Below are 23,753 nucleotides of genomic sequence, written 5' to 3'. Positions count from 1 at the left end.
AATTATTGATTACAAGCAAAAAAAGCCTCTTACCAAAAAATGGTAAGAGGCATATTAAAATCTAGTCTAGTGTAACATCCAAGCAAAGTCCGCGCAACTCATGCAACAATACATTGAAAGATTCGGGAATACCAGGAGTAGGCATTGGTTCACCTTTAACAATGGACTCATATGCTTTAGCTCTTCCCACAACATCATCTGATTTAATAGTCAAAATCTCTTGTAGGATATTCGCTGCTCCAAATGCTTCCAGAGCCCAAACCTCCATCTCTCCAAATCTTTGACCTCCAAATTGAGCTTTACCTCCAAGTGGTTGTTGGGTAATTAGAGAGTATGGACCAATAGACCTGGCATGCATTTTATCATCAACCATGTGGCCTAGTTTCAACATATAGATAATTCCAACTGTTGCAGGTTGGTCAAACTTCTCACCAGTTCCACCATCACAAAGGAAGGTTCTACCATAACGTGGTATTCCTGCTTGATCAGTATAGTGATTAATATCGTCCAAACTTGCACCATCAAAAATTGGAGTTGCAAATTTTAGTCCCAATTCTTTACCGGCCCATGCAAGAACAGTTTCGTAGATTTGTCCTAAGTTCATCCTTGATGGTACACCCAAAGGATTAAGAACGATATCCACAGGAGTTCCATCTTCCAAAAATGGCATATCTTCATCACGAACAATTCGAGCAACAATACCCTTATTTCCATGTCGACCCGCCATTTTATCACCTACTTTCAATTTACGTTTACGTGCAATGTAAACTTTTGCTAACTGAACTATTCCTTGTGGTAGCTCATCTCCTATGGTGATATTATATTTCTTCCTTTTATAAACACCAAGTAAATCGTTATACTTAATGTTATAATTGTGAAGCAACTGTTTAATCTGCTTATTCTTATCTTTATCAGTGGTCCAGTTAGTTGGGTTTACATTTTGATAATCAATGTTTTGCAACATTTTTTGTGTAAACTTAGTACCCTTTGCAATGATAACTTCCTTATAAACAGTTTGAACACCTTGTGAAGTTTTTCCGTTTACTAAATTGAACAACTTATCAATAAGTTTATTCTTCAAATCGGCTACTTGTCCATTGAATTCAGCTTCAATTTTGTCTAATAGGACTTTCTCTTCATTTTTAGATTTCTTATCTTTAATGGCTTTAGAGAAAAGCTTTTTGTCAATTACAACACCACTAAGTGAAGGTGGCGCTTTTAACGAAGCATCTTTAACATCTCCTGCTTTATCTCCAAAGATAGCACGCAAAAGTTTCTCTTCCGGTGATGGATCAGTTTCCCCCTTAGGAGTAATTTTACCAATTAAAATATCACCAGGCTTAACTTCAGCACCAACTCTTATCAAACCATTTTTATCTAGTTCTTTTGTGGCTTCTTCAGAAACGTTGGGAATATCAGAAGTCAATTCTTCCAAACCACGTTTGGTGTCACGAACTTCCAAGATGTACTCTTCAATATGCAGAGAGGTAAAAATATCATCTTTAACTACTCTTTCAGAAATCACAATCGCATCTTCAAAGTTATAACCTTTCCAAGGCATGAAAGCTACTTTCAAATTTCGGCCTAATGCTAATTCACCTTGCTGGGTTGCATAACCTTCACATAATACTTGTCCTTCTCTAACTTTCTCACCCTTTCTTACGATTGGTTTCAAGTTAACACAAGTACTTTGGTTCGTTTTCCGGAATTTAACAAGTTTGTAAGTTCTAACATCGTCATCAAAACTCAAACTTTTCTCTTCCTCTGTTCTATTGTAACGAATGGTAATGTAGTTAGCATCAACGTATTCAACTACTCCATCGCCTTCAGCATTAATTAGAACCCTAGAATCACGAGCTACCGGACCTTCTAAACCTGTACCTACAAATGGAGCCTCAGGTCTAAGCAAAGGAACAGCTTGTCTCATCATATTCGATCCCATCAAAGCACGGTTAGCGTCATCGTGCTCAAGGAAAGGAATTAAAGAAGCAGCAATGGATGCAATTTGGTTAGGAGCTACGTCCATCAATTGAACCAACTTCGGATCCATAATAGGGAAATCTCCCTGGAAACGAGCCTTAATTCTAGGAGTTTGGAAATTTCCTTCCTTATCATAGTCGGCTACAGCCTGGGCAATTGTATGTACTTCTTCTTCCTCTGCACTTAAATACTTAGGATCATTTTTAAGATCAACCTTTCCATCAACGATATTTCTGTAAGGAGTCTCAATAAATCCTAAACGATTAATTTTAGCAAAAACACATAAAGAAGAAATCAAACCAATGTTTGGTCCTTCAGGAGTTTCAATAGTACACAAACGACCATAGTGAGTGTAGTGAACGTCACGCACCTCGAAACCTGCTCTCTCTCTCGATAGACCACCGGGTCCAAGGGCAGATAACCTACGTTTGTGTGTAATTTCACTCAATGGATTAGTTTGGTCCATAAATTGGCTCAACTGATTGGTTCCAAAGAATGAATTAATTACAGAAGAAAGTGTTTTGGCATTAATTAAGTCTGTAGGGGTGAAGACCTCATTATCCCTAACATTCATTCTTTCGCGAATGGTTCTAGCCATACGAGCCAAACCAACACCAAACTGACCATACAGTTGCTCACCAACAGTCCGTACACGACGATTTGACAAGTGGTCAATATCATCTACATCTGCTTTGGAATTAATCAACTGAATGAGATACTTGATAATGGAAATAATATCTTCTCTAGTCAAAACTTTCACATCAGATGGTGTCGAAAGTCCCAACTTTTTATTAATTCGGTAACGTCCAACCTCACCTAAATCATAACGTTTATCTGAAAAGAATAATTTTTCAATAATCCCGCGAGCTGTTTCCTCATCAGGTGGTTCAGCATTACGTAAAATACGATAAATTTGCTCAACAGCTTCTTTTTCAGAATTAGAAGTATCCTTTTGTAAGGTATTATAAATAATGGAAAAGTCTACACTTTCATGTTCTTCTTTGTGAAGAATAATTGATTTAACACCTGCATCTGCAATTAAATCAATATGATCGTTCGATAAGGTAACTTCACGCTCTACAAGAACTTCATTACGCTCGATAGAAACTACCTCTCCGGTATCTTCATCAACAAAATCCTCAATCCAGGTTCTAAGAACTCTGGCAGCTAATCTTCTACCCACTACCTTTTTAAGTGCAGCTTTACTTACTTTAATCTCGTCGGCAAGATTAAATATTTCAAGAATTGCTTTATCACTCTCAAAGCCTATGGCACGAAGTAATGTAGTAACAGGCAACTTTTTCTTACGATCGATATAGGCATACATGACACTATTGATGTCTGTTGCAAATTCAATCCAACTTCCTTTGAAAGGAATAACCCTTGCTGAATAGAGTTTAGTACCATTAGCATGATAGCTTTGTCCAAAGAAAACACCTGGAGAACGATGCAATTGAGAAACAACAACTCGTTCAGCACCATTAATTACAAAGGTACCCTTAGGAGTCATATAAGGAATGGTTCCTAGATATACATCCTGAACTATAGTTTCAAAATCCTCATGCTCAGGATCTGTGCAATAAAGCTTCAATTTAGCTTTAAGAGGAACACTATATGTTAATCCCCTCTCAATACATTCATCAATGGAATAACGAGGTGGGTCAATGAAATAGTCAATAAATTCTAACACGAAATTATTTCGTGCGTCAGTAATTGGAAAGTTTTCGGAGAAAACTTTAAACAAACCTTCCTGACTTCTATTTTCCGGAGTTGTTTCAAACTGGAAAAAATCTTGGAAGGATTTTAATTGGATTTCGAGAAAGTCAGGATAATTTGCAAGAGATCTAGCACTAGCAAAATTAATCCGTTGGTTTTGGAGTTTATTGTCCAAGGTAAAATCTTTTAAATTCGTTTAATAATTCTGGATACCTACAAAACACAAAAGGGTTCAGCAGTCTACCAGAGTAGGACTGCTGAACCAAAATATTACCGGTTAAAGCTTACTTAATTTCGACTTCAGCACCAGCTTCAACAAGTTGAGCTTTAATTGATTCTGCTTCTTCCTTAGAAACGCCTTCTTTAACGGCTTTAGGAGCTGCATCAACTAAATCCTTAGCTTCTTTCAAACCAAGTCCAGTGATTTCTTTTACAAGTTTCACAACACCTAGTTTAGCTTGACCACCAGAGGTAAGTACAACGTCAAATGTGGTTTTTTCAGCAGCAGCAGCAGGAGCGTCTCCACCACCGGCAGGGGCTGCAACAGCAACTGCAGCAGCTGCTGGTTCAATACCATATTCGTCTTTAAGGATTTGAGCAAGTTCATTTACTTCTTTAACAGTTAGGTTAACCAACTGTTCTGCGAAAGCTTTAAGATCTGCCATTTTTATTTAATTTTTAGAGATTTGTAATTTAAAAAAAGATTGATTTTTGATTTTTTGCGATTAAGCATTGCGATCTTGAAGAGTCTTAACGAGGCCTGCGATTTTTCCACCGGCACTACCTTTAAGTCCTGAGATAACATTTTTAGCTGGAGATTGCAGTAATCCAATAACTTCACCAATAAGTTCGTTTTTGGATTTGATTTTTACAAGCGCTTCTAATTGGTTGTCACCAATGAATACGGTTTCTTGAACATAAGCAGCTTTAAGGATAGGTTTATCACTTGATTTGCGAAACTCTTTAATCAGTTTAGCAGGGGCTTTGTAATCTTCAGCCACAAGGATAGACGTTCCACCGTGCAATACGTCGTAGATGTTACCGTAATCTTTATTCTGACGCTCTAATGCCTTTTTAATCAAGGTATTTTTGGCAACTGTCAATTGAATATTACTTCCAAAGCATTGGCGACGTAATAAACTTGTTTTTTCTGCCGTAAGACCTGAAATGTCAGCAAGGTAAAAGCTAGTGTTACCTTCCAACAAGGCTACGATACTGTCAATCACCTCATTTTTTTCGTTTTTGTTCATTTTTTTTGGATAACGAAGAGGTTAAAAATTAGGCACCAACCGATTTAGTATCAATTGAAACACTTGGACTCATGGTGCTACTCAAATAAATAGATTTGATGTAAGCTCCTTTTGCCGATGATGGTTTCAATTTGATGATAGTAGAAATCAGCTCATTTGCATTTTCTGCTAGTTTAGCTGCGTCGAATGACACTTTACCTATAGAAGAGTGAACGATACCGGTTTTATCAACTTTAAAGTCGATTTTACCGCCTTTTACTTCAGTCACTGCTTTTCCTACTTCCATGGTTACAGTACCAGTCTTAGGATTTGGCATCAAACCTCGTGGTCCGAGAATTCTACCCAATGGTCCTAATTTGGCCATAACACTTGGCATGGTAATGATCACATCAACATCTGTCCAGCCACCTTTGATTTTCTCAAGGTAATCATCCAACCCAACATGATCAGCACCGGCAGCTTTTGCCTCAGCTTCTTTGTCAGGCGTACACAACACCAAAACACGCACAGTCTTACCTGTTCCGTGAGGGAGAGTTACAATACCACGAACCATTTGATTGGCTTTACGTGGATCAACTCCCAAACGTACAGCCAGATCGACTGATGCATCAAATTTGGTGGTGGAGATTTCCTTTACCAAAGCAGCAGCTTTTGCCAGATCGTATGATGCCTTCTGGTCAAGCTTAGCTAAAATAGCTTTGCGTTTTTTTGGAATTCTTGCCATTTTTGTTGATTAATAAATTAAATTTACCTTATTTTAAAGGTGATTCTCCATCGATTGCGATACCCATGCTACGAGCTGTACCTGCTACCATACTCATTGCTGATTCAATTGTGAAACAGTTTAAGTCTGGCATCTTAGCCTCAGCAATACTGCGAACTTGAGTCCAATTCACTGAACCTACTCTTTTACGATTAGGCTCTGCTGAACCAGCTTTGATTTTCGCAGCATCTAGCAACTGGATGGCAACCGGCGGAGTTTTGATAATGAAATCAAACGATTTGTCGGCGTAAACTGTGATAATTACAGGTAACACTTGGCCAGGTTTATCCTGGGTACGTGCATTAAACTGCTTGCAAAACTCCATGATGTTCACACCCTTCGCACCTAAAGCAGGTCCGATTGGTGGCGATGGATTCGCAGCGCCGCCTTTTACCTGTAACTTAATCAACGCACTTACTTCTTTTGCCATTGTTTTTGTTACTTATTATTTATTGTTTGATTATTGAACCGATCAACCTAGTCTAGGAAGCAATTTAGCTTAGGGACAAGTTCAATGCGTTTTTCATTTACTAAACTTCTCTAACTTCCTAACTCTATCAATTGTAAACTTTGGACTGAATTTTGATAGAAGGAAGTCGAAAAGGGGTGCAAAGATAAACATTAATTTAATTCGCAGAAAAAAAATAATTTAAATTTGATTATCTACTATTCCAAATAAAAAGAGCCAATCATTTTACTAATTGGCTCTTTTATACTTCTAAATTTTAGACTAGGTCTTTTCAACCTGCATGTAGCTAAGCTCCAATGGAGTTTTACGTCCAAATATCTTAACCATTACTTTCAACTTCTTCTTCTCTTCATTAATCTCTTCAATTATTCCGGTAAAGCTATTGAAAGGTCCATCGATAACTTTAACTGATTCACCCACAATAAATGGATTATTCAATTCTGTTGCTGCATCAGCAAGCTCATCTACTTTACCTAAAATACGATTTACTTCAGACTGACGCAAAGGCAATGGTTCACTACCTTTAGATGCTCCTAAAAATCCAACAACTCCATTAATGTTTTTTATAACGTGTGGAACTTCACCAACTAATACCGCCTCAATTAAAATATAGCCAGGTAAATAACTCTTTTCCTTTTGAATCTTCTTACCATTCCTAATCTGATAAACCTTCTCTGTAGGAATTAATACCTGTGCAACATATTCCTCAAGCTTGTTATGGATAATCTCCGATTGGATAAGTTCCTTCACTTTCTTCTCTTGTCCACTCACTGCCTTAACAACATACCACTTTTTTACATTAACATCACTCATCGTACAAAAGATTAAGGTTTAGAACAAACTATAAATCAAACCTAATAATCCAGACCAAACTGATCCTTCAGGTCTAACTCCTACTATGAAATCCATTAGAAATACGAAAGCAGCAATTATGATGGAAGAGGAAAATACAATAATTGCACTTTCTTGCAACTCAGGCCAAGAAGGCCAGCTAACTTTATTCATAAGTTCGCTGTAGGATTCTTGGATATATTCAGTTATTTTGTTCATGTTACTGTTTAGCACGGGTGGCAGGACTCGAACCTACAACCAATGGTTTTGGAGACCACTACTCTACCAATTGAGCTACACCCGTAAATTTTGATATCAATATAGGCTAAGAAAGGTGCCCCCATTCGAGAGCACCTTCTTAACTTATGTTATTGTTTTAGAATTAAGCTACAATCTCAGTTACCTGACCTGCACCTACGGTACGTCCACCTTCACGAATCGCGAAACGTAGACCTTTATCCATAGCTACTGGAACGATAAGTTCAACATTGATAGTAACGTTATCCCCAGGCATTACCATTTCACGTCCTTCTGGTAACAAAATCTCTCCAGTTACGTCAGTTGTACGGAAATAGAATTGAGGACGGTATCTGTTATGGAATGGAGTGTGACGTCCACCTTCTTCTTTTTTCAAAACGTAAATCTCAGCTTTGAATTTGGTATGTGGAGTGATAGAACCTGGTTTAGCCATAACCATACCACGACGAATATTGTTTTTATCAATACCACGCAATAGTAAACCTACGTTATCTCCAGCTTCACCTTTATCCAACAATTTACGGAACATTTCAACTCCGGTAACAGTTGATTTCATACGCTCAACTTGCATACCAACAATCTCAACCTCCTCACCTACTGTGATAATACCACGCTCAATACGACCAGTAGCAACTGTACCACGACCAGTAATAGAGAATACGTCTTCAATCGGCATCAAGAATGGAAGGTCAATTTGACGTGGAGGAAGTGGAATGTATTCATCAACAGCATTCATCAACTCCATGATTTTCTCAACCCATTTAGCATCATTATTCAAACCACCTAAGGCAGAACCTTTGATAACTGGAGTAGCATCTCCGTCAAATCCGTAGAATGATAACAGATCACGGATTTCCATCTCAACTAATTCAAGAATCTCCGGATCGTCTACCATGTCAACTTTATTCATGAATACAACAATCTTTGGAACACCTACCTGACGCGCCAAAAGAATGTGCTCACGAGTTTGAGGCATAGGTCCATCAGTTGCAGCAACAACTAGAATAGCTCCGTCCATTTGTGCAGCACCGGTAACCATGTTTTTAACATAGTCAGCGTGACCTGGACAGTCAACGTGTGCATAGTGACGTTTTTCAGTTTGATATTCTACGTGTGCAGTGTTAATGGTGATACCACGCTCTTTTTCCTCAGGAGCGTTATCGATAGAATCGAAACTACGAAGTTCAGCTAGACCTCTGTTAGCCAATACTGTAGTGATAGCAGCAGTAAGAGTGGTTTTACCATGGTCAACGTGTCCAATGGTACCAATGTTTACGTGAGGTTTGGTCCTCTCGAATTTTTCTTTTGCCATTTTGGTTTAGTTTAGGTTGTTTATTTTGTTTTGGTTTAGTTAATCACTTTTTTAACATGAACTATTTGGACTATTTGAAATTAACTTTCAAACATTCCAACAAATCCACTTGACATTTCCGACCTCTCTGATTTCAAAAAAGTCATAAAATCTAGAAGCTATTGCTTCTTTCAAGTTTAGAGCCGTTATCGGGAATTGAACCCGAGACCTCTTCCTTACCAAGGAAGTGCTCTACCCCTGAGCTACAACGGCTTTTAGAGCGGAAGACCGGGCTCGAACCGGCCACCCTCAGCTTGGAAGGCTGATGCTCTACCAAATGAGCTACTTCCGCTTTTTTTCGTGAGTGCTAGTCACTATGAATTCAGGGTTGCAAAAGTAATACTTTTTTAATTCCCAAATAACATTTGTGGGGCGAGGTGGATTCGAACCACCGAAGAAATTAATCAGCAGATTTACAGTCTGCCCCATTTGGCCACTCTGGTATCGCCCCAAGATTTTTAATCTATTATTTTCAATATTTCAATGAACCTGTATCAGAGCCGGAGAAGGGAATCGAACCCCCGACCTACTGATTACAAATCAGTTGCTCTACCAGCTGAGCTACTCCGGCCTACCCATCCTAAGAATTCGATTTGGAAAAATCGAGACCCTCATTTTTGGGAGTGCAAATGTATGAAGATTTTAATTCCCAAAACATTTGATGAATATTTTTTTTATTTTCTATATTTTATCTCCCTTCAACCCAAATCTACACATATTTCTTTATGTCATCAGATGATATCAATGTCCCTCCTAATATCATTAGTCGCTCTACAATATTCCTTAATTCTCTGATATTCCCAGACCAATTTCTAGCACTCAACTCTTGTAATGCCTCCTGGTCAAATTTTTTGGGTGATATACCATAATCTTTGCAAATGGCCTGTGTAAAATAATCTACCAACAATGGTATATCTTCTTTTCGATCGTTTAAGGATGGTACCTTTAATACAATTACACTTAAGCGATGATATAAATCTTCTCGAAATCGACCTTGTTCAATTTCTTCCACCAAGTTCTTATTTGTTGCCGCTATTACTCTCACATTTACCATAATTTCCTTTTCTCCTCCCACCCGCATTATTCTATTTTCCTGAAGTGCCCTCAATACCTTTGCCTGAGCAGATAATGACATATCCCCGATCTCGTCTAAAAATAATGTTCCGCCCTCTGCCTGCTCAAAATTACCCTTCTTCTGCTTAATGGCAGATGTGAATGCACCCTTCTCATGACCAAACAACTCGCTTTCTATCAGTTCAGAAGGAATAGCAGCACAATTAACCTCTACAAATGGTCCTCCTGATCTTAAACTCTTTTCATGAATCTCCCTTGCAACTAATTCTTTCCCACTTCCATTCGGTCCTAATATTAATACACGGGCATCTGTTGGAGCTAATTTCTCTATCATTTCCCTTACTGCTCCCAACTCTTTGCTTTCTCCTATCATGGTGGATCGACCACCGCCCTTCTTCTTTAATATCTTGGTCTCCCTCACTAATTTCTCCTTATCTAAAGCATTCCTTAAGGTGATTAATAGTCTGTTTAAATCTAAGGGCTTAGCTATAAAATCAAAGGCTCCTTTCTTGATTGCCTCTACCGCAGTTTCAATGTTCCCATGTCCGGAAATCATTATAACTATTGGCTGAGGATCTATTTCCTCCAATTTTTGAAGCAACTCCATCCCATCCATTCCTGGCATCTTAATATCACATAGAACCAAATCATACCTCTTTTCCTTAATTAATTCTAATCCTGCTATTCCATCTGCGGCATCCTCTACTATATGATTCTCATACCCTAAAATATCCTTCAAACTATTCCTTATTGCTCTTTCGTCATCTATTACTAATATTTTTGCCATGGTGTATATTTATTCCGCAAAGTAAATACTTCAAACGCTCATTCTGAAGGTTCGTTTGCTTATTTACCTTCTAATTTGTTTATTTCCTTACTTGCATCAATCGAATAAAATCCATCATACAATTGCACTTCCCTAAATATCTTAAGCGCTGATTCTGTTCTTCCCAACTCCTTTAAACATAAACCCTCATACCATAAGGCTTCCTGCTCAAATAATGGAGGGTAAGCGGATTTAACATTCTTAAAAAATTCCAATGCAGATTCATAATCCCCTTTTTGATAAGTTAAGATCCCGGAGTAGAAATTTAAATTAACATCGTCCGGGCGATCAGTTAACAAGCGTTTCATCTCTTTCAATGCTCCTTCCATTTTTCCCTTCTCCAAATAATACATTGCAACTCCAACCTTGGTTCTATAAGAGGTTCTCTGGATTGGAGTGTAACCATTCTCCACTCTCACCTTAAACTTATTTTCGAAAATAGCTTCAGTACCGCTTAATTCTATCTCCTTGTATTGTTCCGGGTATAACTTTTCATAATCCACCCACTTATATTGGCCAACATAAAAAAGTGGTACTTGAATTGTAGAAACTTTTAATTTAACTTCATTAGGTCTGCCAACAGGCACAAGCATAGGTATACCCTTGGTAGGCAATTCACTATATTTAATTTCTCCTTGAATTTCCTGTTCAATTTCTTTCTTTTCTATCGGGCCTTCCATCTGTGTATGAATACCTTTAGATGAGATTGTTGTGGATATATCCCTAGTCCTTTCTACCAATGGTACCGCTGAACTTTCATCGCTTTGGTTTAATGGTAATTCCCTACTTAAAGGTTCTTTCTTTATATCTCCGAAAAATAGTATCCCTCCTATCCCTAATAATATCCCCAATAATAAGGTTGTTGAAAATTGAATAGTCGTCCTATATCGATCATAAAAAGTGGGTTTCCAAAGAACCGATTCCAATTCCAATAACTTTTGGGTGCTAAACTCTCCTTCCAACAAGCCTTCCAAAGCTTCCTTTCCTTGATCAGAAATCTTACCATCCAACAATTGCTTGCCTTGGCTATGTAATTCATAGTCCTTTCGAGTAAAAAATCCTTTGTTCAAATTGGTGGGCTTCATGTTACTAAATGGCTCTGTTGATTCTGGTTTCTAGAAAAATCTTCAAATTGCGTTTTCCATTTTGAATATAACTTTTTACCTGCATTTCAGAATATCCTGTTTCTTCCACAATTTCCTTATACGACTTTCTTTCAATAAAAAATAATCTGATGCAATTCTTCTGATGCTCATTTAATGATTCAATTGCTTCAGGTAACATGGTTAGTTGCTCTTCCTCCAGTTCGTTTTCTTCTAAATCAATTGCAAAATTTTGAGAATATTCTTCTAACCTCCTTGATGCTCTCTCCATTGATTTTATCCTATTTAGGCAAGCATTCTTGGTTGTTATATATATCCATCCACCAAAGTTCTGCACAACCTGAACCTTTGACTCTGCCATAAACTTTTCAAATACTTCCATCACAACATCTTTTGCCTCTTCCTTGTCCTGTAAATGTTTAAAAGCAACACCTAATACAATATGAAAATACCTCGTATACAATTCTTCAGCAAATCGACTATTGCCTGTTTGGAGGTATCTTCCAAACAGCTCTTCATCGCTTAACTTTTTGATATGGAGAAAGAATGGGAACATTATCTGTGCATCTTGAAACTAAATTTACTCCGGATGACTTGCTAACCAAGCATTATAAAGATCAAAATAACTTTTGGTCTCAATAGCGACAACCCCTCCGGTCAAATCGCCGTATTGTGCAGGAACACCTCCGGTATATACCTTAATGGAACCTACAGCCTGACTAGGATACCCTTCTAAACTTCGAACCCTAACACCATCTATATAGTAAGCTTCAGCCCCATCTCGTGCCCCCCTAAAATGAATCTCCTTTCCATTATCACTAGTCAAGACTCCAGGCACAACGGAACCTACTAATTTCATTAATTCACGTTGATTCGGACTCTTAATAATTTCACTGGCAATAATAACCATAGTACTTGGCTCATCCGGATCTAATAACTTTCTGCCACCATCCTCGGAAAATACAATCCCACCTAATTCTATGCCAAAATTCATCGGAATTTTACCCAAAAACTTAACCTGATTGGCTATTACCTGAACACCTCCAATAACACGGGTTTGATATCCAACACAACTTGCCTTCACCTGGTAAATTCCCGATTTCAATCCTTTAAATATAAAGTCCCCATCCAGGTCGGTGGCGTTGGCAATAGAATCCGATCCGGTAAGAACAAATACATAGGCATTCGGAACCGGTTGTTTGGTTGTTGAATCTACCAAGGTACCGCGAATTTCACCTAATGGAGTCTGAGACCATCCAACTAGAGATAATAACAACAAAGCTAAAGTGAGGTATTTTTTCATGTTCTGTTTTTATGGATAGACCTCAATCAATATAAAATTCCATAAAGAACAACTATTTAAAAATGCAAAACCCTGAATATTAACGCTTTAAAAATACTCAAATTGCCCGTATTCCGATTTCAATGTCAATTTTTTGGACATTGAAGGTTCACAATACCCTACAATTTGGCTTTCAATATTTAAGGACCTTCCTAAATCAATCAATTCCTGAGCAATTTCAGGTTTAACATAAACTTCTAACCTATGCCCCATATTGAATACCTTATACATCTCTTTCCATTCTGTTTGAGATTGAGATTGAATCAATTGAAACAAAGGAGGTATTGAAAATAAATTATCCTTAACAATATGCAAGTTTTCAACGAAATGAAGGATTTTTGTTTGAGCCCCACCACTGCAATGAACCATACCATGAATATGATTTCGCCAATTCCCAAACATTAATTTGGCCAATGGTAAATAGGTCCGGGTAGGAGATAAAACCAACTTTCCGGCATCCACCTGAAAACGTTGACCTCCATAATCAACGTCAATTTTATCTGTTAAATTCTTTCCCCCAACATAAACTACTGTTTCATCCAAAGAATTATCAAAGGATTCCGGAAATAAACTAGCATACTTCCGTGCAAAAACATCATGCCTGGCACTGGTCAAACCATTACTTCCCATTCCTCCATTGTACTCCTTTTCATAATTAGCCTTACCAAAGGAAGAAAATCCAACTATCACATCGCCTGCTTCAATCCTGGAATTATCAATTATTTTAGAACGTTCGATTCTGGCTGTAACAGTACTATCCACAATCACAGTTTTTACCAAATCACCAACATCTGCAGTTTCCCCTCCTGTTAATTGAATATCAATACCATTCTCCCTAAGCATCTGCAAAACCTCCTCTGTTCCTTCTATAATCGCTTTTATTACCTCTCCTGGAATTAATCCTTTGTTCCTTCCAATGGTGGAGGACAATAAGATAGAGTCTGTTACACCAACACAGAGCAAATCATCTGTATTCATTACAACAGCATCTTGGGCAATTCCTTTCCATACAGACAAATCACCGGTTTCCTTCCAATACATATAGGCTAAGGAAGATTTTGTACCGGCTCCATCAGCATGCATGATATTACAATACTCAGGATCGCCACCTAAATAATCAGGAATAATCTTACAAAACGCCTTGGGAAATAAACCTTTATCTAAACCCTTAATGGCATTATGTACATCCTCTTTGGCGGCCGAAACTCCTCTTTGGGTATATTTTAGATCACTCATTTTTCTAAATAAAAAAACGCATCTGCACTCAAGGCACAGATGCGTTCATTTTCAATTCATTCTATTAATTACCTGCTTTTGGTTTTGGAACATAATCTGAACGAAGTACTCTGAACTCGGTACGACGGTTCATTTGGTGAGCTTCTTCTTTCTCAGGATCAGTTTTCAATTTAGCAATGTAATCATCGGTAATGCGATCGCCTTTTTGGAAGAAACTAGAGGCAGCATCAATAACCCTTGGAACAGATTCACCATATCCTTTGGCCACCAAACGCTCTGCATCAATTCCGTTTTCAATTAAATAATCAACTACCGATTGAGCACGTTTTTGAGATAAAGTTAAGTTTGCCTCATCTGTACCACGGGTATCTGTGTGAGAACCTAGCTCAATTACAACCGTTGGGTTATTATTTAAAGTCTCAATCAATCCATCTAAGGAAACTTTAGACTCCGGACGTAAAGTCCAAGATGCTAAGTCATAATAGATATTTGGAAGTTGAATAATAATATCGGTAGGATCTAATTCAAAATCATGAACCAATGCCTTGTCAGTTTCCAAACCTACAGTGGTTGATTTACCGGTTTTATTTAAGTATTTACCAATTTTACCTGCAGTAATAACATAAGAGGTAGCTGGAGAAAGATCAAATTTGTAGAAACCTTTACCATCGGTTTTAGTCTCCAATGAAGTTCCATCTGTACCAACCAATGTTACGGTAGCATCAGCAATAACTGCTTTGGTTTTTGAATCACGAACTGTACCGGAAAGGCTAAACACAAGTGAAGGTAAAATGAAAGAATAAATATCATCGCCACCTTTACCACCATCGCGGTTAGAAGTAAAATAACCTTTCTCCAATTTTTCCTCAAAAACAATCGCAAAATCATCACCGGCAGAGTTAATTGGATAACGCATGTTGGTTACGTTAGCAAATTTATCACCGGTTGGAGTTGCTTTGAAAATATCCAAACCGCCCATTCCAATATGACCATTGGAGGCAAAATACAAGGTTCCATCAGCGTGAATGAAAGGATACATCTCATCACCGGGAGTGTTAATAGTTGGGCCTAAATTCACAGGAGCTCCCCAACGTTTTTTCTCTTTATCCCAAGTCATTACCCAAATATCCTTTCCACCTTGTCCACCTGCTAAGTCAGAAGCAAAAAACAATTTTGTCTCGTCCTCATTAACAGAAGGATGCCCGGAAGTTACAAGCACTGAATCAGGTGTACCTAATGGAATAATTACAGGATCAGTAAAAGCTTGCCCGTTAATTTCTGAACGATACAAATCACAACCCATAGCTTTTTTCTTCTCAACGCCACAACGGGTAAAATAGATAGCATTACCTTTTGGGGTTAAAGCGCAAGCTCCTTCGTTAAATACCGAATTCACAGGAGCAGCTAATGCAGCAGGAGAACTCCATTTGCCTTTTTTATCCACTTTGGCAACAAATAAATCGGTAAAACTTGCACCTGTCCATCCGTCAACTTCTTTACCTGAGGCATCTTCACGGGCAGAAGTAAAATACAATTCTTTGTAGTTTTTCTTGCTGAAACTTGGACAGAAATCATTATTCTTTCCATTAATTTGAGCAACGTTCTCTACTACGTAACGAGTAGGATTATCTTTCCATTTTTGAGACAAATTACATGACTCCACGCCATTAGCACCTCTTGGATCCGATGGATTTTTTGACTTGTAATTCTCAAATTCAACCGCAGCATCTTGGTATTTCTCCATCACTTTCAAACTCTCTCCCAAACGATAATAAGCTATCGGATCGGCAAACTTTACTTTAATGGCCTTTCTGTACCAAACTTCCGCTTGTTTCCAGTTATTAGTTAATCGATAAGATTCAGCTACTTTAAAAATAATCTCTGCCTTTTTCGCTTTGTCTTTCTCTTTACCATAAGCCTTTTTCAGGGCTGCAATAGCGTTGGTGTACTCTTGTGCATCAAAGATGTCAAAAGCCTCTTTTGTCAAATCTTTCTGTGCATATGATCCCAACGATACACACATGATAAGGGTTAAAAGGGTAAATAGTTTTCTCATTTTTATGGTTGAAGTTTTTGTCCTAGAAACGGGGGGCTAAATTAAAAATTATTTTAAACAACCAAATTGATAGTAAAAATTAATACCAATTCTTTTTCTTTTTTTCCTTTTTGTTAGCAACTACGCTCCCTTTTTGGCAGCTTTCTTGCTTCCATCATATAATTCAAATCCCAAAAACCTACATTCCAGCGACCCATTATATACCGTATATTTCCAGGTAGGTTTTAAACCGATAAACTTAGCAGCATCTAAGTTGGCAGTTAATACCCATGCTCTACAACCGGCATAATTCCGCTTTAAGGTATTTCCTATTTCTTTGTAAAATTCCATCTCATCCTCCAATTCCATTCGTTGACTATACGGTGGATTAATTATCACAGTTCCCGGACCTAACTTGGGCTCCGATTTGAAAAAATCCTCCAATCCAATCTCTACTAAGTCCTCTACCTTGGCGCTTTCAATATTTTCTTTGGTTATTGAAACAGCCTTTTTTGAATGATCGCTGCACCAAACCTTAATATAATCATCTTTAATTCGCTCCAATGCCTTCTCCGAAATCAAATCGAACAAGGCTTCATCATATTTCTTCCATTTTTGGAAGGCAAATTCTTCCCTGAAAAATCCAGGTGGCACATTTGCAGCCATCAGTGCTGCCTCAATTCCAATGGTTCCCGAACCACACATCGGATTATACAAGGGCCGTGGCAATGACCACCCACTTAACATAACCAATCCAGCTCCTAATACCTCATTTAGCGGTGCCTCTAATGCCGATTCACGATATCCTCTTTTAAAAAGTATTTCTCCACTACTATCCAAAGCCAAACTAAACTTCTCATCATCGGCATGGATACTGTAATAAATAGCTGGCCTGTTCTTATCTACCGATGGACGTTTTTTATACTTTTCCATAAAAAAGTCAGCCAATGCATCCTTGGTCTTTTGGGCCAAATACAAAGAATGATTAAAAACAGCCTTGTTTCCTAAAACCGGGTTTATTACAAAAGTTTGATCCACATCCTGAATCTCATCCCATGCAAATTCCTTTAATTTTTTGTAAAACTGATCTTCATCCCTGGCCTTAAATTCATATATCGGAACCAATATGTTGATAGCTGTCCTTAAACTGAAATTAGCCTTGTAAACAAATCCCATATCACCTTCACACTGAACTGCTCTTACCAATTCTTTAATATTTCTTCCTCCTAACCTTAATACCTCCGCAGCTAAAACCCCTTCCAATCCGGCAAATGTCCGGATAATTATTTTCATGTTTTCTTGTTCCATCTTTTATTAAATTTCTATGCTTAAACCATCATAGGCCAAGCGAATGTCCGCACTTAATCCTTGCTCTATCTCCTCCTGAAGACCCAATTGATGACTTATGTGCGTAAAGTATGCACGCTCCGGTTTTAACTCTGCTACCAAATCTTTGGCCTCTTGAAAGGTAAAATGTGAAACATGTGACTCATGCCTTAATGCATTCAAAACCAAAACTTTACACCCCTTTATCTTCTGCTTCTCTTCCTCCGAAATCCAATTGGCATCCGTAATGTATACAAAATCGCCTATCCTAAATCCCATAACCGGTAATTTATAATGAATAACCTCAATGGGTTGAATAGCAACTCCTTCTATTTCAAATACCTCATTACCAATATGGTGCTCATTTATTAATGGCACTCCCGGGTATTTTACCTTCTCAAAAACGTAAGGAAACTCCCTTCTGAAGGCATCCCAAACCCGTAAACTGGCATACATTTCTACATGCTTTCCAAAAATGAAATTATACGCTCTTACATCATCCATGCCCGCAATGTGATCCTTGTGCTCATGGGTGTATATAAAAGCATCCACATCACCAAATGGATTAAATCTTAGCATCTGTTGCCTGAAATCCGGACCCGTATCAATTATAAACCTTTTTCCATTTGTCTCTACCATAATCGAACTCCTCAAGCGCTTATCTCTTGGGTCTTCCGAAAGGCAAACTGCACATTGGCAAGCAATTACGGGTACACCTTGAGAGGTACCTGTGCCTAAAAATGTTACTTTAATGGAAGTTCTCAAGGTTTAAACTTAGGTGGCGAAGGTATATATTTTGGCCTTTGCTTCATCCCATTTTGCCCTGTTTATTATCCTAAATTTCTTATTTCTATTCATTTACACCACCTTCTTTATGAAACCTTTTCTATCGGTTATCCCTTCATTTTTATTCGAAACAATTTTCTATCTTCTGCCTTTTCCGGAATATTATACCAATTTTAATTTATAAATAGTCCAAAGGCAATTTATAAATTTAGATTGGTAAGTACCGAGGATACAAAATGTTAGTCCGATTTTTTCAAGAAAATTTAAGCATAAAATTGGACTATACAATTTGTCCATTCGGTATAAATGCCGAGGATACAGAATGTTAGGCCAATTTTTTCAAATAAAATTATTACATAAAATTGGACTAAACATAATGTCCATTCGGTATTACGTTTCAATTTTTCATTTTTTTTGAAAACAATCAGTCAGGACCCGAAAAATCGACATCCCTGCTATCGGCTATAGTTTGCGGCCCACTTTTAATAAAATTTTCTTCAAATCTACACTTGTGTAAGTAATAAGATAAGGTGCCGCAAAGCTATTTGCCTCTATCAGGTTTAGCTTAGAAGTGTTTCTTTCAATCAATCAAACATAGATAATCAAGGTATCACTCATATCCATATTCCAAATGGCCTATCTCTTGGAGTTCATTCTTCTTAAAGAGAAACATCCGTTTTATATTCAACTCAAAATTACACAATGGCGCATACACACATTTAAATCGTTTGGCTTCACCCGAACCAAAACAGGATCTAAAATCGGCTTCCTTATATACTAATTCATACTTGTACTTTAATAGAATGGTCTCCCCCATCAATTTCCATTCGCCCGATAACAATGCAACAAACGACTTGAATTTCTTGGTTTTATAACAACTTTCCGGAAATTGAAACGAATCCCAGTCCTTAAATTCAATTTCTTCAAAAGTATGATCCGAATAAAACAATAAACGTCTATCTAATTCCTTAGCAGAACTCAACAAATTATTGGCTGAATCCTTCTTGGGAAATCCATAAAACGCTTCATAAAATCCATGTGAACATAACTTTTTTGAAATCAAATTCTCCAAAGAATCCAATCGGTTTGTTTGTGCAAAACCCGTATTCGAACCAAGGTACAGAATTATAAAAACAAGAAAAAGCTTAACTTTTCGAAGGAAGGTACCTACTCTTTTCATACAGGTTTAATCCATTCCAAATATACTGATAACTCCATTCAATTATCCTAAAATTTATTCACACAAAACCCAAAACCTGCATCAGAAATCGTGATGAAGCCTTCAAATGCAATAAAGACGAGGGGTTCAGGTTGATTATTGAGTGAAGAACTAATGGACTATTCGGAGATAAAACCGTTCTGAAAATTCTGAAATTGAAGCAGTTGGAAGCCGAAATAGATTCTTTTGCAGCCTTTAGTTTAACAGGGTATTACCCAGTTCCAATAGTTTATCAAATTCTTGCTTGCTCAGTTCCTGCACACTTAAACGTCCATTTCTAACCAAAGCAATATTTGCCAATTCAGGCTCAGCTTTTATCACCGACAATTCTACCGGCAATTCCAAAGATTTGTAAGGAATAAGTTCTACCGCCAACCAATTCGGATTATCACTGGTCGGGTCTTGAAAATGCTCTTTATTTACTTGTGCAATTCCCACAACGGCCAAACCTTCATTGCTATGATAAAACAATACCCATTCGCCCTGACGCATTTCCCTGAGGTTATTTCTGGCCTGATAATTACGAACTCCGTCCCAAACAACCTTACCTTCCTTCAAAAAACGACTCCAAGAATAAACAAAAGGCTCTGATTTTACTAACCAATACTTCATGCTACAAACGTATCTTTTTAAAGGTTTCGCCATAACTAAACCCATCTTTTTTCACAAAGTCCTTGAACTGCTTTCGGGTAAGCTTTACCCTGACAGGAGCAGTATCGCCTGGAGTAGCCGCAAATTCTTTCAACTCCTCTAACTCCCGTCTGGAAGAAATGCTACCTAAGCTTAAGTTTCCTCTTGAAAGTTCCAACATATTTACTTCCCAGGTATCTGTTTCTAGTAAAGTACTAATAAAATAATACCCTTTCAATTTTCTTAATACCTGATTTTCAGACAATACAACTAAGGTGTCTACATAATGAACATGATTTAAGGTCGAATCTTTTCTGGTACTTGTTAATTCAAAACCTCCGGCCTTAATTCGCATAACAGTGTCTTTACCTGTGCTAGCATTCAATGAATCTGGGGCTAGAACTTCATCATAATCATAGGTTCTATACATAACCGTTGAACCAATAGTAAGAACCGAGGCTTGGTCTTCGCTCAAATAATTACCACGTAAAACTTTAGGGAATTCAGGTAAATCGGGTTCACCCTGAGGCTGGGGTTCAACAAAAGAAACTGGGGCCTCGCAACCTATCCAAAATGTAAATCCGAGAGCCAGAACCACCAAAACAAACAAGGAAAACCCTTTACTTTTCATTTTTTTCAAAAACTTCGTACAAAGTTGAAAAAGAAATTTATGTTTACAACCTTAAAACATCTTAAAACTTTTTCTAGCAAGTTATATCGGTATGAAAATTCTTGAAATACGTGCCATGCGTGGCCCCAACTACTGGTCGGTAAAACGTCATAAACTCATTGTAATGCGCCTTGACATTGAGGAATTAGAGGAATTACCAACCGACAAAATCAATGGATTTAGTGAGCGTTTGGAAAAAATGTTTCCTTCCATGTTCGAACACCGTTGTTCGGAAGGTGTTGCCGGCGGATTTTTTAGCCGGGTGAAACATGGGACATGGATGGGACATGTTATTGAACATATAGCCTTAGAAATTCAAACCTTAGCCGGAATGGATTGTGGATTTGGACGAACACGCAGTACCGGCGAACATGGAGTTTACAATGTTGTATTTAACTACATGGAAGAAAAAGTAGGTATTTATGCAGCCAAAGCTTCCGTCCGAATTGCACAAGCATTAATTTCCAACGAGGAATACGACCTTGAAAAGGACTTACAAAATATGCGGGAAATACGGGAAGACGAACGTTTAGGTCCAAGCACCGGATCTATTGTTGAAGAAGCCGTTGCCCGAAAAATCCCATGGATTCGATTAAACCGACATTCCCTGGTGCAATTAGGCTATGGCATGAATCAGCGCAGAATACAGGCTACCGTAGCTTCAACCACCTCCAATATTGCTGTGGAAATAGCCTGCGATAAAGAAGAAACCAAAAACCTGTTGGAAGCCTCTTCCATTCCGGTTCCAAAGGGAATGTTAGTGTATGATGAAGAGGATTTAGAGGTAGCGGTTCGTAGAATCGGATATCCATTGGTTGCCAAACCATTAAATGGAAACCATGGACGCGGAGCAACCATTAATATCAAAACCTGGGATGAAGCCATGGCGGCATTGGCCTTAGCCAAGAAAATTTCAAGAGGGGTTATTTTCGAAAAATTTATTACCGGATTTGATTTTAGAGTTTTGGTTGTAAATTACAAAATGGTAGCTGCAGCCAAAAGAACTCCTGCTTGTGTAATTGGAGATGGAATCCATACCATCCAAGAATTAGTAAATACAACCAATGCAGACCCGAGACGAGGATATGGTCATGAGAAAGTATTAACCTCCATCAAGATTGATGATCATAGTTTACAAATGATTGCCGATAAAGGCTGGAATTTAGACACGGTTGTGGAGAAAGGGGAAATTGTGTATTTAAAGAAAACCGCCAACCTAAGCACAGGAGGTACCAGCACCGATGTTACCGACATAGTTCATCCATACAATGTATTTATGGCCGAACGCATTGCCCGAATTGTTGGATTGGATATTTGCGGAATAGATATCATGGCTTCCGATTTAAGCACCCCTATCAACGAAAATGGAGGAGCTGTTTTAGAAGTGAATGCAGCACCCGGATTTAGAATGCATATTTCCCCGGCAGAAGGCCTGGCTAGAAATGTAGCTGAACCGGTAATCGACATGCTTTATCCTCCCGGCAGCAGCAGCCGAATTCCAATTATTGCCGTAACAGGAACAAATGGTAAAACCACCACAACCCGCTTAATGGCCCACATGGTAAAAACGATGGGCCATAAAGTTGGATTTACCACCACCGATGGAATTTACATTCAAAACCGAATGCTTCAGGAGGGCGATTGCACCGGACCGGTTAGTGCTGAGTTTGTGTTGAAAGATCCAACCGTTGATTTTGCCGTATTAGAAACCGCCCGAGGTGGAATTTTAAGAGCAGGATTGGGTTTTCATACCTGCGATATAGGAATTGTAACCAATATTGCTGCCGACCATTTGGGATTAAAAGACATTAATACTTTAGAAGATTTAGCCAGGGTAAAATCTGTAGTGGTTGAAAGCGTGGCTCCGGAAGGGACTGCCATATTAAATGCCGATGATGATTTGGTTTACGCCATGCGTGAAAACTTGCAATGCAACATAGCAGTATTTAGTATGGATACCGATAATCCACGGGTAATTGAACATACCAATCAAGGCAAGCTCGCAGCCATTGTAGAAGATGGTTGGTTCACATTGTGCAAAGGCACTTGGAAAATTAGGGTTGCCAAAGTGGTTGATGTTCCTTTAACCATGCGAGGAAGAGCCGCTTTTATGATTCAGAATGTGTTGCCCACCATTTTAGCAGGATTTATTCGTAACTTCAAAATTGAAGATATGCGATTGGCTTTGGAAACCTTTATTCCTTCACCAACACAAACCCCGGGAAGGTTGAACATTTTCCAATTCAAAAACTTCCAGGTAATGTTGGATTATGCCCACAATGCAGCCGGATTTCAGGCAATTGCCAGGTTTCTTGAAAAAACCGAAGCCACCCATAAAGTTGGAATTATTGCCGGAGTAGGCGATCGCAGGGATGAAGACATTCGAGACATAGGGCGAATTTCGGCCCAGATGTTTGATGAAATAATCATACGCCAAGACAAGAATTTACGCGGCAGATCGGAAGAAGAAATTATTGCCTTGCTCAAGGAAGGAATTGAAGGCGTTGATAAAACCAAAAAGGTGAGTCATATTAAAACTGAGGCAGAAGCAATTACCCATGCCATCAAACATGCAAAACCGGGTTCATTCATTACGGTTTGTTGCGATGTGGTACCGGCAGGAGTAAATTTGGTTAAAAAGTTAAAAGAGGAAGAAGATCACTTTGAATTAAAAAAGGAAGACATCCCTAACCTTTAGTACCCAAGCACAAAAGTTCGTATTACGTGTCGGGTAGGGATAGAGGCAAGTAGCCCACAGGAGCACAGAGCCACGAACACTTTCGTGGCTCTGTGCGACGAGGACTACAGCCGATAGCCCGACCATGAGCCAGAAAACAGTAGGGGAAAAGCCACAATTTTAGTGCGAATGGGACCCGCCAAAAAGCAAT

The 23,753-nt window shown here is 38.3% G+C and carries 20 protein-coding genes and 5 tRNA genes; 1 reads left to right on the top strand and 24 read right to left on the bottom strand.

The genetic code is table 11. The features are described from left to right. Positions 1 to 61: 61 nt before the first annotated feature. From rpoB to K1X82_01025, 24 genes are all read right to left on the bottom strand, one after another. Entirely contained in the window at positions 62 to 3,871 is a 3,810-nt protein-coding gene (gene rpoB / locus K1X82_01140; GenBank protein MBX7180686.1) for a DNA-directed RNA polymerase subunit beta, read from the bottom strand. A 109-nt stretch (positions 3,872 to 3,980) separates the two neighbouring features. Then, a complete protein-coding gene (gene rplL, locus K1X82_01135) occupies positions 3,981 to 4,361 on the bottom strand; it encodes a 50S ribosomal protein L7/L12 (GenBank protein MBX7180685.1) in 381 nt (126 codons plus the stop codon). Positions 4,362 to 4,421: 60 nt separating this feature from the next. Continuing rightward, positions 4,422 to 4,946 (bottom strand): 50S ribosomal protein L10, encoded by a 525-nt coding sequence (gene rplJ / locus K1X82_01130; GenBank protein ID MBX7180684.1) that lies wholly within the window; start codon positions 4,944 to 4,946, stop codon positions 4,422 to 4,424. A gap of 28 nt (positions 4,947 to 4,974) precedes the next feature. Further along, positions 4,975 to 5,670: a 50S ribosomal protein L1 gene (gene rplA / locus K1X82_01125; protein ID MBX7180683.1), complete on the bottom strand. Its 696-nt coding sequence runs from the start codon at positions 5,668 to 5,670 to the stop codon at positions 4,975 to 4,977. A gap of 28 nt (positions 5,671 to 5,698) precedes the next feature. Continuing rightward, positions 5,699 to 6,139, bottom strand: coding sequence for a 50S ribosomal protein L11 (gene rplK, locus K1X82_01120; GenBank protein ID MBX7180682.1), 441 nt, complete (start codon positions 6,137 to 6,139; stop codon positions 5,699 to 5,701). 300 nt (positions 6,140 to 6,439) lie between these two features. Further along, positions 6,440 to 6,991 (bottom strand): transcription termination/antitermination protein NusG, encoded by a 552-nt coding sequence (gene nusG, locus K1X82_01115; GenBank protein ID MBX7180681.1) that lies wholly within the window; start codon positions 6,989 to 6,991, stop codon positions 6,440 to 6,442. 18 nt (positions 6,992 to 7,009) lie between these two features. Further along, a complete protein-coding gene (gene secE / locus K1X82_01110; protein ID MBX7180680.1) occupies positions 7,010 to 7,228 on the bottom strand; it encodes a preprotein translocase subunit SecE in 219 nt (72 codons plus the stop codon). 12 nt (positions 7,229 to 7,240) lie between these two features. Then, positions 7,241 to 7,313: transfer RNA gene (locus K1X82_01105), tRNA-Trp, on the bottom strand. A 78-nt stretch (positions 7,314 to 7,391) separates the two neighbouring features. Then, a complete protein-coding gene (gene tuf / locus K1X82_01100) occupies positions 7,392 to 8,579 on the bottom strand; it encodes an elongation factor Tu (protein ID MBX7180679.1) in 1,188 nt (395 codons plus the stop codon). A gap of 180 nt (positions 8,580 to 8,759) precedes the next feature. Next, positions 8,760 to 8,831: transfer RNA gene (locus tag K1X82_01095), tRNA-Thr, on the bottom strand. A gap of 6 nt (positions 8,832 to 8,837) precedes the next feature. Then, positions 8,838 to 8,910: transfer RNA gene (locus K1X82_01090), tRNA-Gly, on the bottom strand. Positions 8,911 to 8,986: 76 nt separating this feature from the next. Next, a tRNA-Tyr gene (locus K1X82_01085) sits at positions 8,987 to 9,069 on the bottom strand. Between the two features lie 47 nt (positions 9,070 to 9,116). Then, a tRNA-Thr gene (locus K1X82_01080) sits at positions 9,117 to 9,189 on the bottom strand. 138 nt (positions 9,190 to 9,327) lie between these two features. Then, the gene (locus tag K1X82_01075; protein ID MBX7180678.1) at positions 9,328 to 10,479 is read right to left on the bottom strand and encodes a sigma-54 dependent transcriptional regulator; all 1,152 of its coding nucleotides are present in this window, start codon (positions 10,477 to 10,479) and stop codon (positions 9,328 to 9,330) included. A 59-nt stretch (positions 10,480 to 10,538) separates the two neighbouring features. Then, positions 10,539 to 11,603 (bottom strand): tetratricopeptide repeat protein, encoded by a 1,065-nt coding sequence (locus tag K1X82_01070; protein MBX7180677.1) that lies wholly within the window; start codon positions 11,601 to 11,603, stop codon positions 10,539 to 10,541. A gap of 4 nt (positions 11,604 to 11,607) precedes the next feature. Further along, complete coding sequence (locus tag K1X82_01065; protein ID MBX7180676.1) at positions 11,608 to 12,177, bottom strand: sigma-70 family RNA polymerase sigma factor; 570 nt, start codon at positions 12,175 to 12,177, stop codon at positions 11,608 to 11,610. A gap of 24 nt (positions 12,178 to 12,201) precedes the next feature. Then, positions 12,202 to 12,924 (bottom strand): TonB-dependent receptor, encoded by a 723-nt coding sequence (locus tag K1X82_01060; protein ID MBX7180675.1) that lies wholly within the window; start codon positions 12,922 to 12,924, stop codon positions 12,202 to 12,204. Positions 12,925 to 13,011: 87 nt separating this feature from the next. Continuing rightward, positions 13,012 to 14,199: a phosphoribosylformylglycinamidine cyclo-ligase gene (locus K1X82_01055; protein ID MBX7180674.1), complete on the bottom strand. Its 1,188-nt coding sequence runs from the start codon at positions 14,197 to 14,199 to the stop codon at positions 13,012 to 13,014. 64 nt (positions 14,200 to 14,263) lie between these two features. Further along, positions 14,264 to 16,255 (bottom strand): OmpA family protein, encoded by a 1,992-nt coding sequence (locus K1X82_01050; protein MBX7180673.1) that lies wholly within the window; start codon positions 16,253 to 16,255, stop codon positions 14,264 to 14,266. 120 nt (positions 16,256 to 16,375) lie between these two features. Continuing rightward, entirely contained in the window at positions 16,376 to 17,542 is a 1,167-nt protein-coding gene (locus K1X82_01045; GenBank protein ID MBX7180672.1) for a class I SAM-dependent RNA methyltransferase, read from the bottom strand. A gap of 6 nt (positions 17,543 to 17,548) precedes the next feature. Next, entirely contained in the window at positions 17,549 to 18,313 is a 765-nt protein-coding gene (locus K1X82_01040) for an MBL fold metallo-hydrolase (protein ID MBX7180671.1), read from the bottom strand. Positions 18,314 to 18,956: 643 nt separating this feature from the next. Next, positions 18,957 to 19,526: a hypothetical protein gene (locus tag K1X82_01035; protein ID MBX7180670.1), complete on the bottom strand. Its 570-nt coding sequence runs from the start codon at positions 19,524 to 19,526 to the stop codon at positions 18,957 to 18,959. A 234-nt stretch (positions 19,527 to 19,760) separates the two neighbouring features. Next, complete coding sequence (locus tag K1X82_01030) at positions 19,761 to 20,177, bottom strand: EVE domain-containing protein (protein ID MBX7180669.1); 417 nt, start codon at positions 20,175 to 20,177, stop codon at positions 19,761 to 19,763. Position 20,178: 1 nt separating this feature from the next. Continuing rightward, entirely contained in the window at positions 20,179 to 20,826 is a 648-nt protein-coding gene (locus K1X82_01025) for a hypothetical protein (protein MBX7180668.1), read from the bottom strand. Between the two features lie 91 nt (positions 20,827 to 20,917). Between K1X82_01025 and cphA the strand changes: the two genes are divergently transcribed. After that, the gene (cphA, locus tag K1X82_01020; protein MBX7180667.1) at positions 20,918 to 23,563 is read left to right on the top strand and encodes a cyanophycin synthetase; all 2,646 of its coding nucleotides are present in this window, start codon (positions 20,918 to 20,920) and stop codon (positions 23,561 to 23,563) included. Positions 23,564 to 23,753: the final 190 nt, after the last annotated feature.

This window comes from Bacteroidia bacterium (genome assembly GCA_019695265.1).
GTDB lineage: Bacteria > Bacteroidota > Bacteroidia > JAIBAJ01 > JAIBAJ01 > JAIBAJ01.
Note: the sequence above shows the minus strand (reverse complement) of the source record. Positions and strands in the feature narration are given on the sequence as shown.

Bases quoted from the DNA above. Each gene is read 5' to 3' on its own strand.
- rplL (MBX7180685.1), bottom strand. From the start codon at position 4,361: ATGGCAGATCTTAAAGCTTTCGCAGAACAGTTGGTTAACCTAACTGTT.
- rplJ (MBX7180684.1), bottom strand. From the start codon at position 4,946: ATGAACAAAAACGAAAAAAATGAGGTGATTGACAGTATCGTAGCCTTG.
- rplA (MBX7180683.1), bottom strand. From the start codon at position 5,670: ATGGCAAGAATTCCAAAAAAACGCAAAGCTATTTTAGCTAAGCTTGAC.
- rplK (MBX7180682.1), bottom strand. From the start codon at position 6,139: ATGGCAAAAGAAGTAAGTGCGTTGATTAAGTTACAGGTAAAAGGCGGC.
- nusG (MBX7180681.1), bottom strand. From the start codon at position 6,991: ATGAGTGATGTTAATGTAAAAAAGTGGTATGTTGTTAAGGCAGTGAGT.
- secE (MBX7180680.1), bottom strand. From the start codon at position 7,228: ATGAACAAAATAACTGAATATATCCAAGAATCCTACAGCGAACTTATG.
- tuf (MBX7180679.1), bottom strand. From the start codon at position 8,579: ATGGCAAAAGAAAAATTCGAGAGGACCAAACCTCACGTAAACATTGGT.
- K1X82_01075 (MBX7180678.1), bottom strand. From the start codon at position 10,479: ATGGCAAAAATATTAGTAATAGATGACGAAAGAGCAATAAGGAATAGT.
- K1X82_01070 (MBX7180677.1), bottom strand. From the start codon at position 11,603: ATGAAGCCCACCAATTTGAACAAAGGATTTTTTACTCGAAAGGACTAT.
- K1X82_01065 (MBX7180676.1), bottom strand. From the start codon at position 12,177: ATGTTCCCATTCTTTCTCCATATCAAAAAGTTAAGCGATGAAGAGCTG.
- K1X82_01060 (MBX7180675.1), bottom strand. From the start codon at position 12,924: ATGAAAAAATACCTCACTTTAGCTTTGTTGTTATTATCTCTAGTTGGA.
- K1X82_01055 (MBX7180674.1), bottom strand. From the start codon at position 14,199: ATGAGTGATCTAAAATATACCCAAAGAGGAGTTTCGGCCGCCAAAGAG.
- K1X82_01050 (MBX7180673.1), bottom strand. From the start codon at position 16,255: ATGAGAAAACTATTTACCCTTTTAACCCTTATCATGTGTGTATCGTTG.
- K1X82_01045 (MBX7180672.1), bottom strand. From the start codon at position 17,542: ATGGAACAAGAAAACATGAAAATAATTATCCGGACATTTGCCGGATTG.
- K1X82_01035 (MBX7180670.1), bottom strand. From the start codon at position 19,526: ATGAAAAGAGTAGGTACCTTCCTTCGAAAAGTTAAGCTTTTTCTTGTT.
- K1X82_01030 (MBX7180669.1), bottom strand. From the start codon at position 20,177: ATGAAGTATTGGTTAGTAAAATCAGAGCCTTTTGTTTATTCTTGGAGT.
- K1X82_01025 (MBX7180668.1), bottom strand. From the start codon at position 20,826: ATGAAAAGTAAAGGGTTTTCCTTGTTTGTTTTGGTGGTTCTGGCTCTC.
- cphA (MBX7180667.1), top strand. From the start codon at position 20,918: ATGAAAATTCTTGAAATACGTGCCATGCGTGGCCCCAACTACTGGTCG.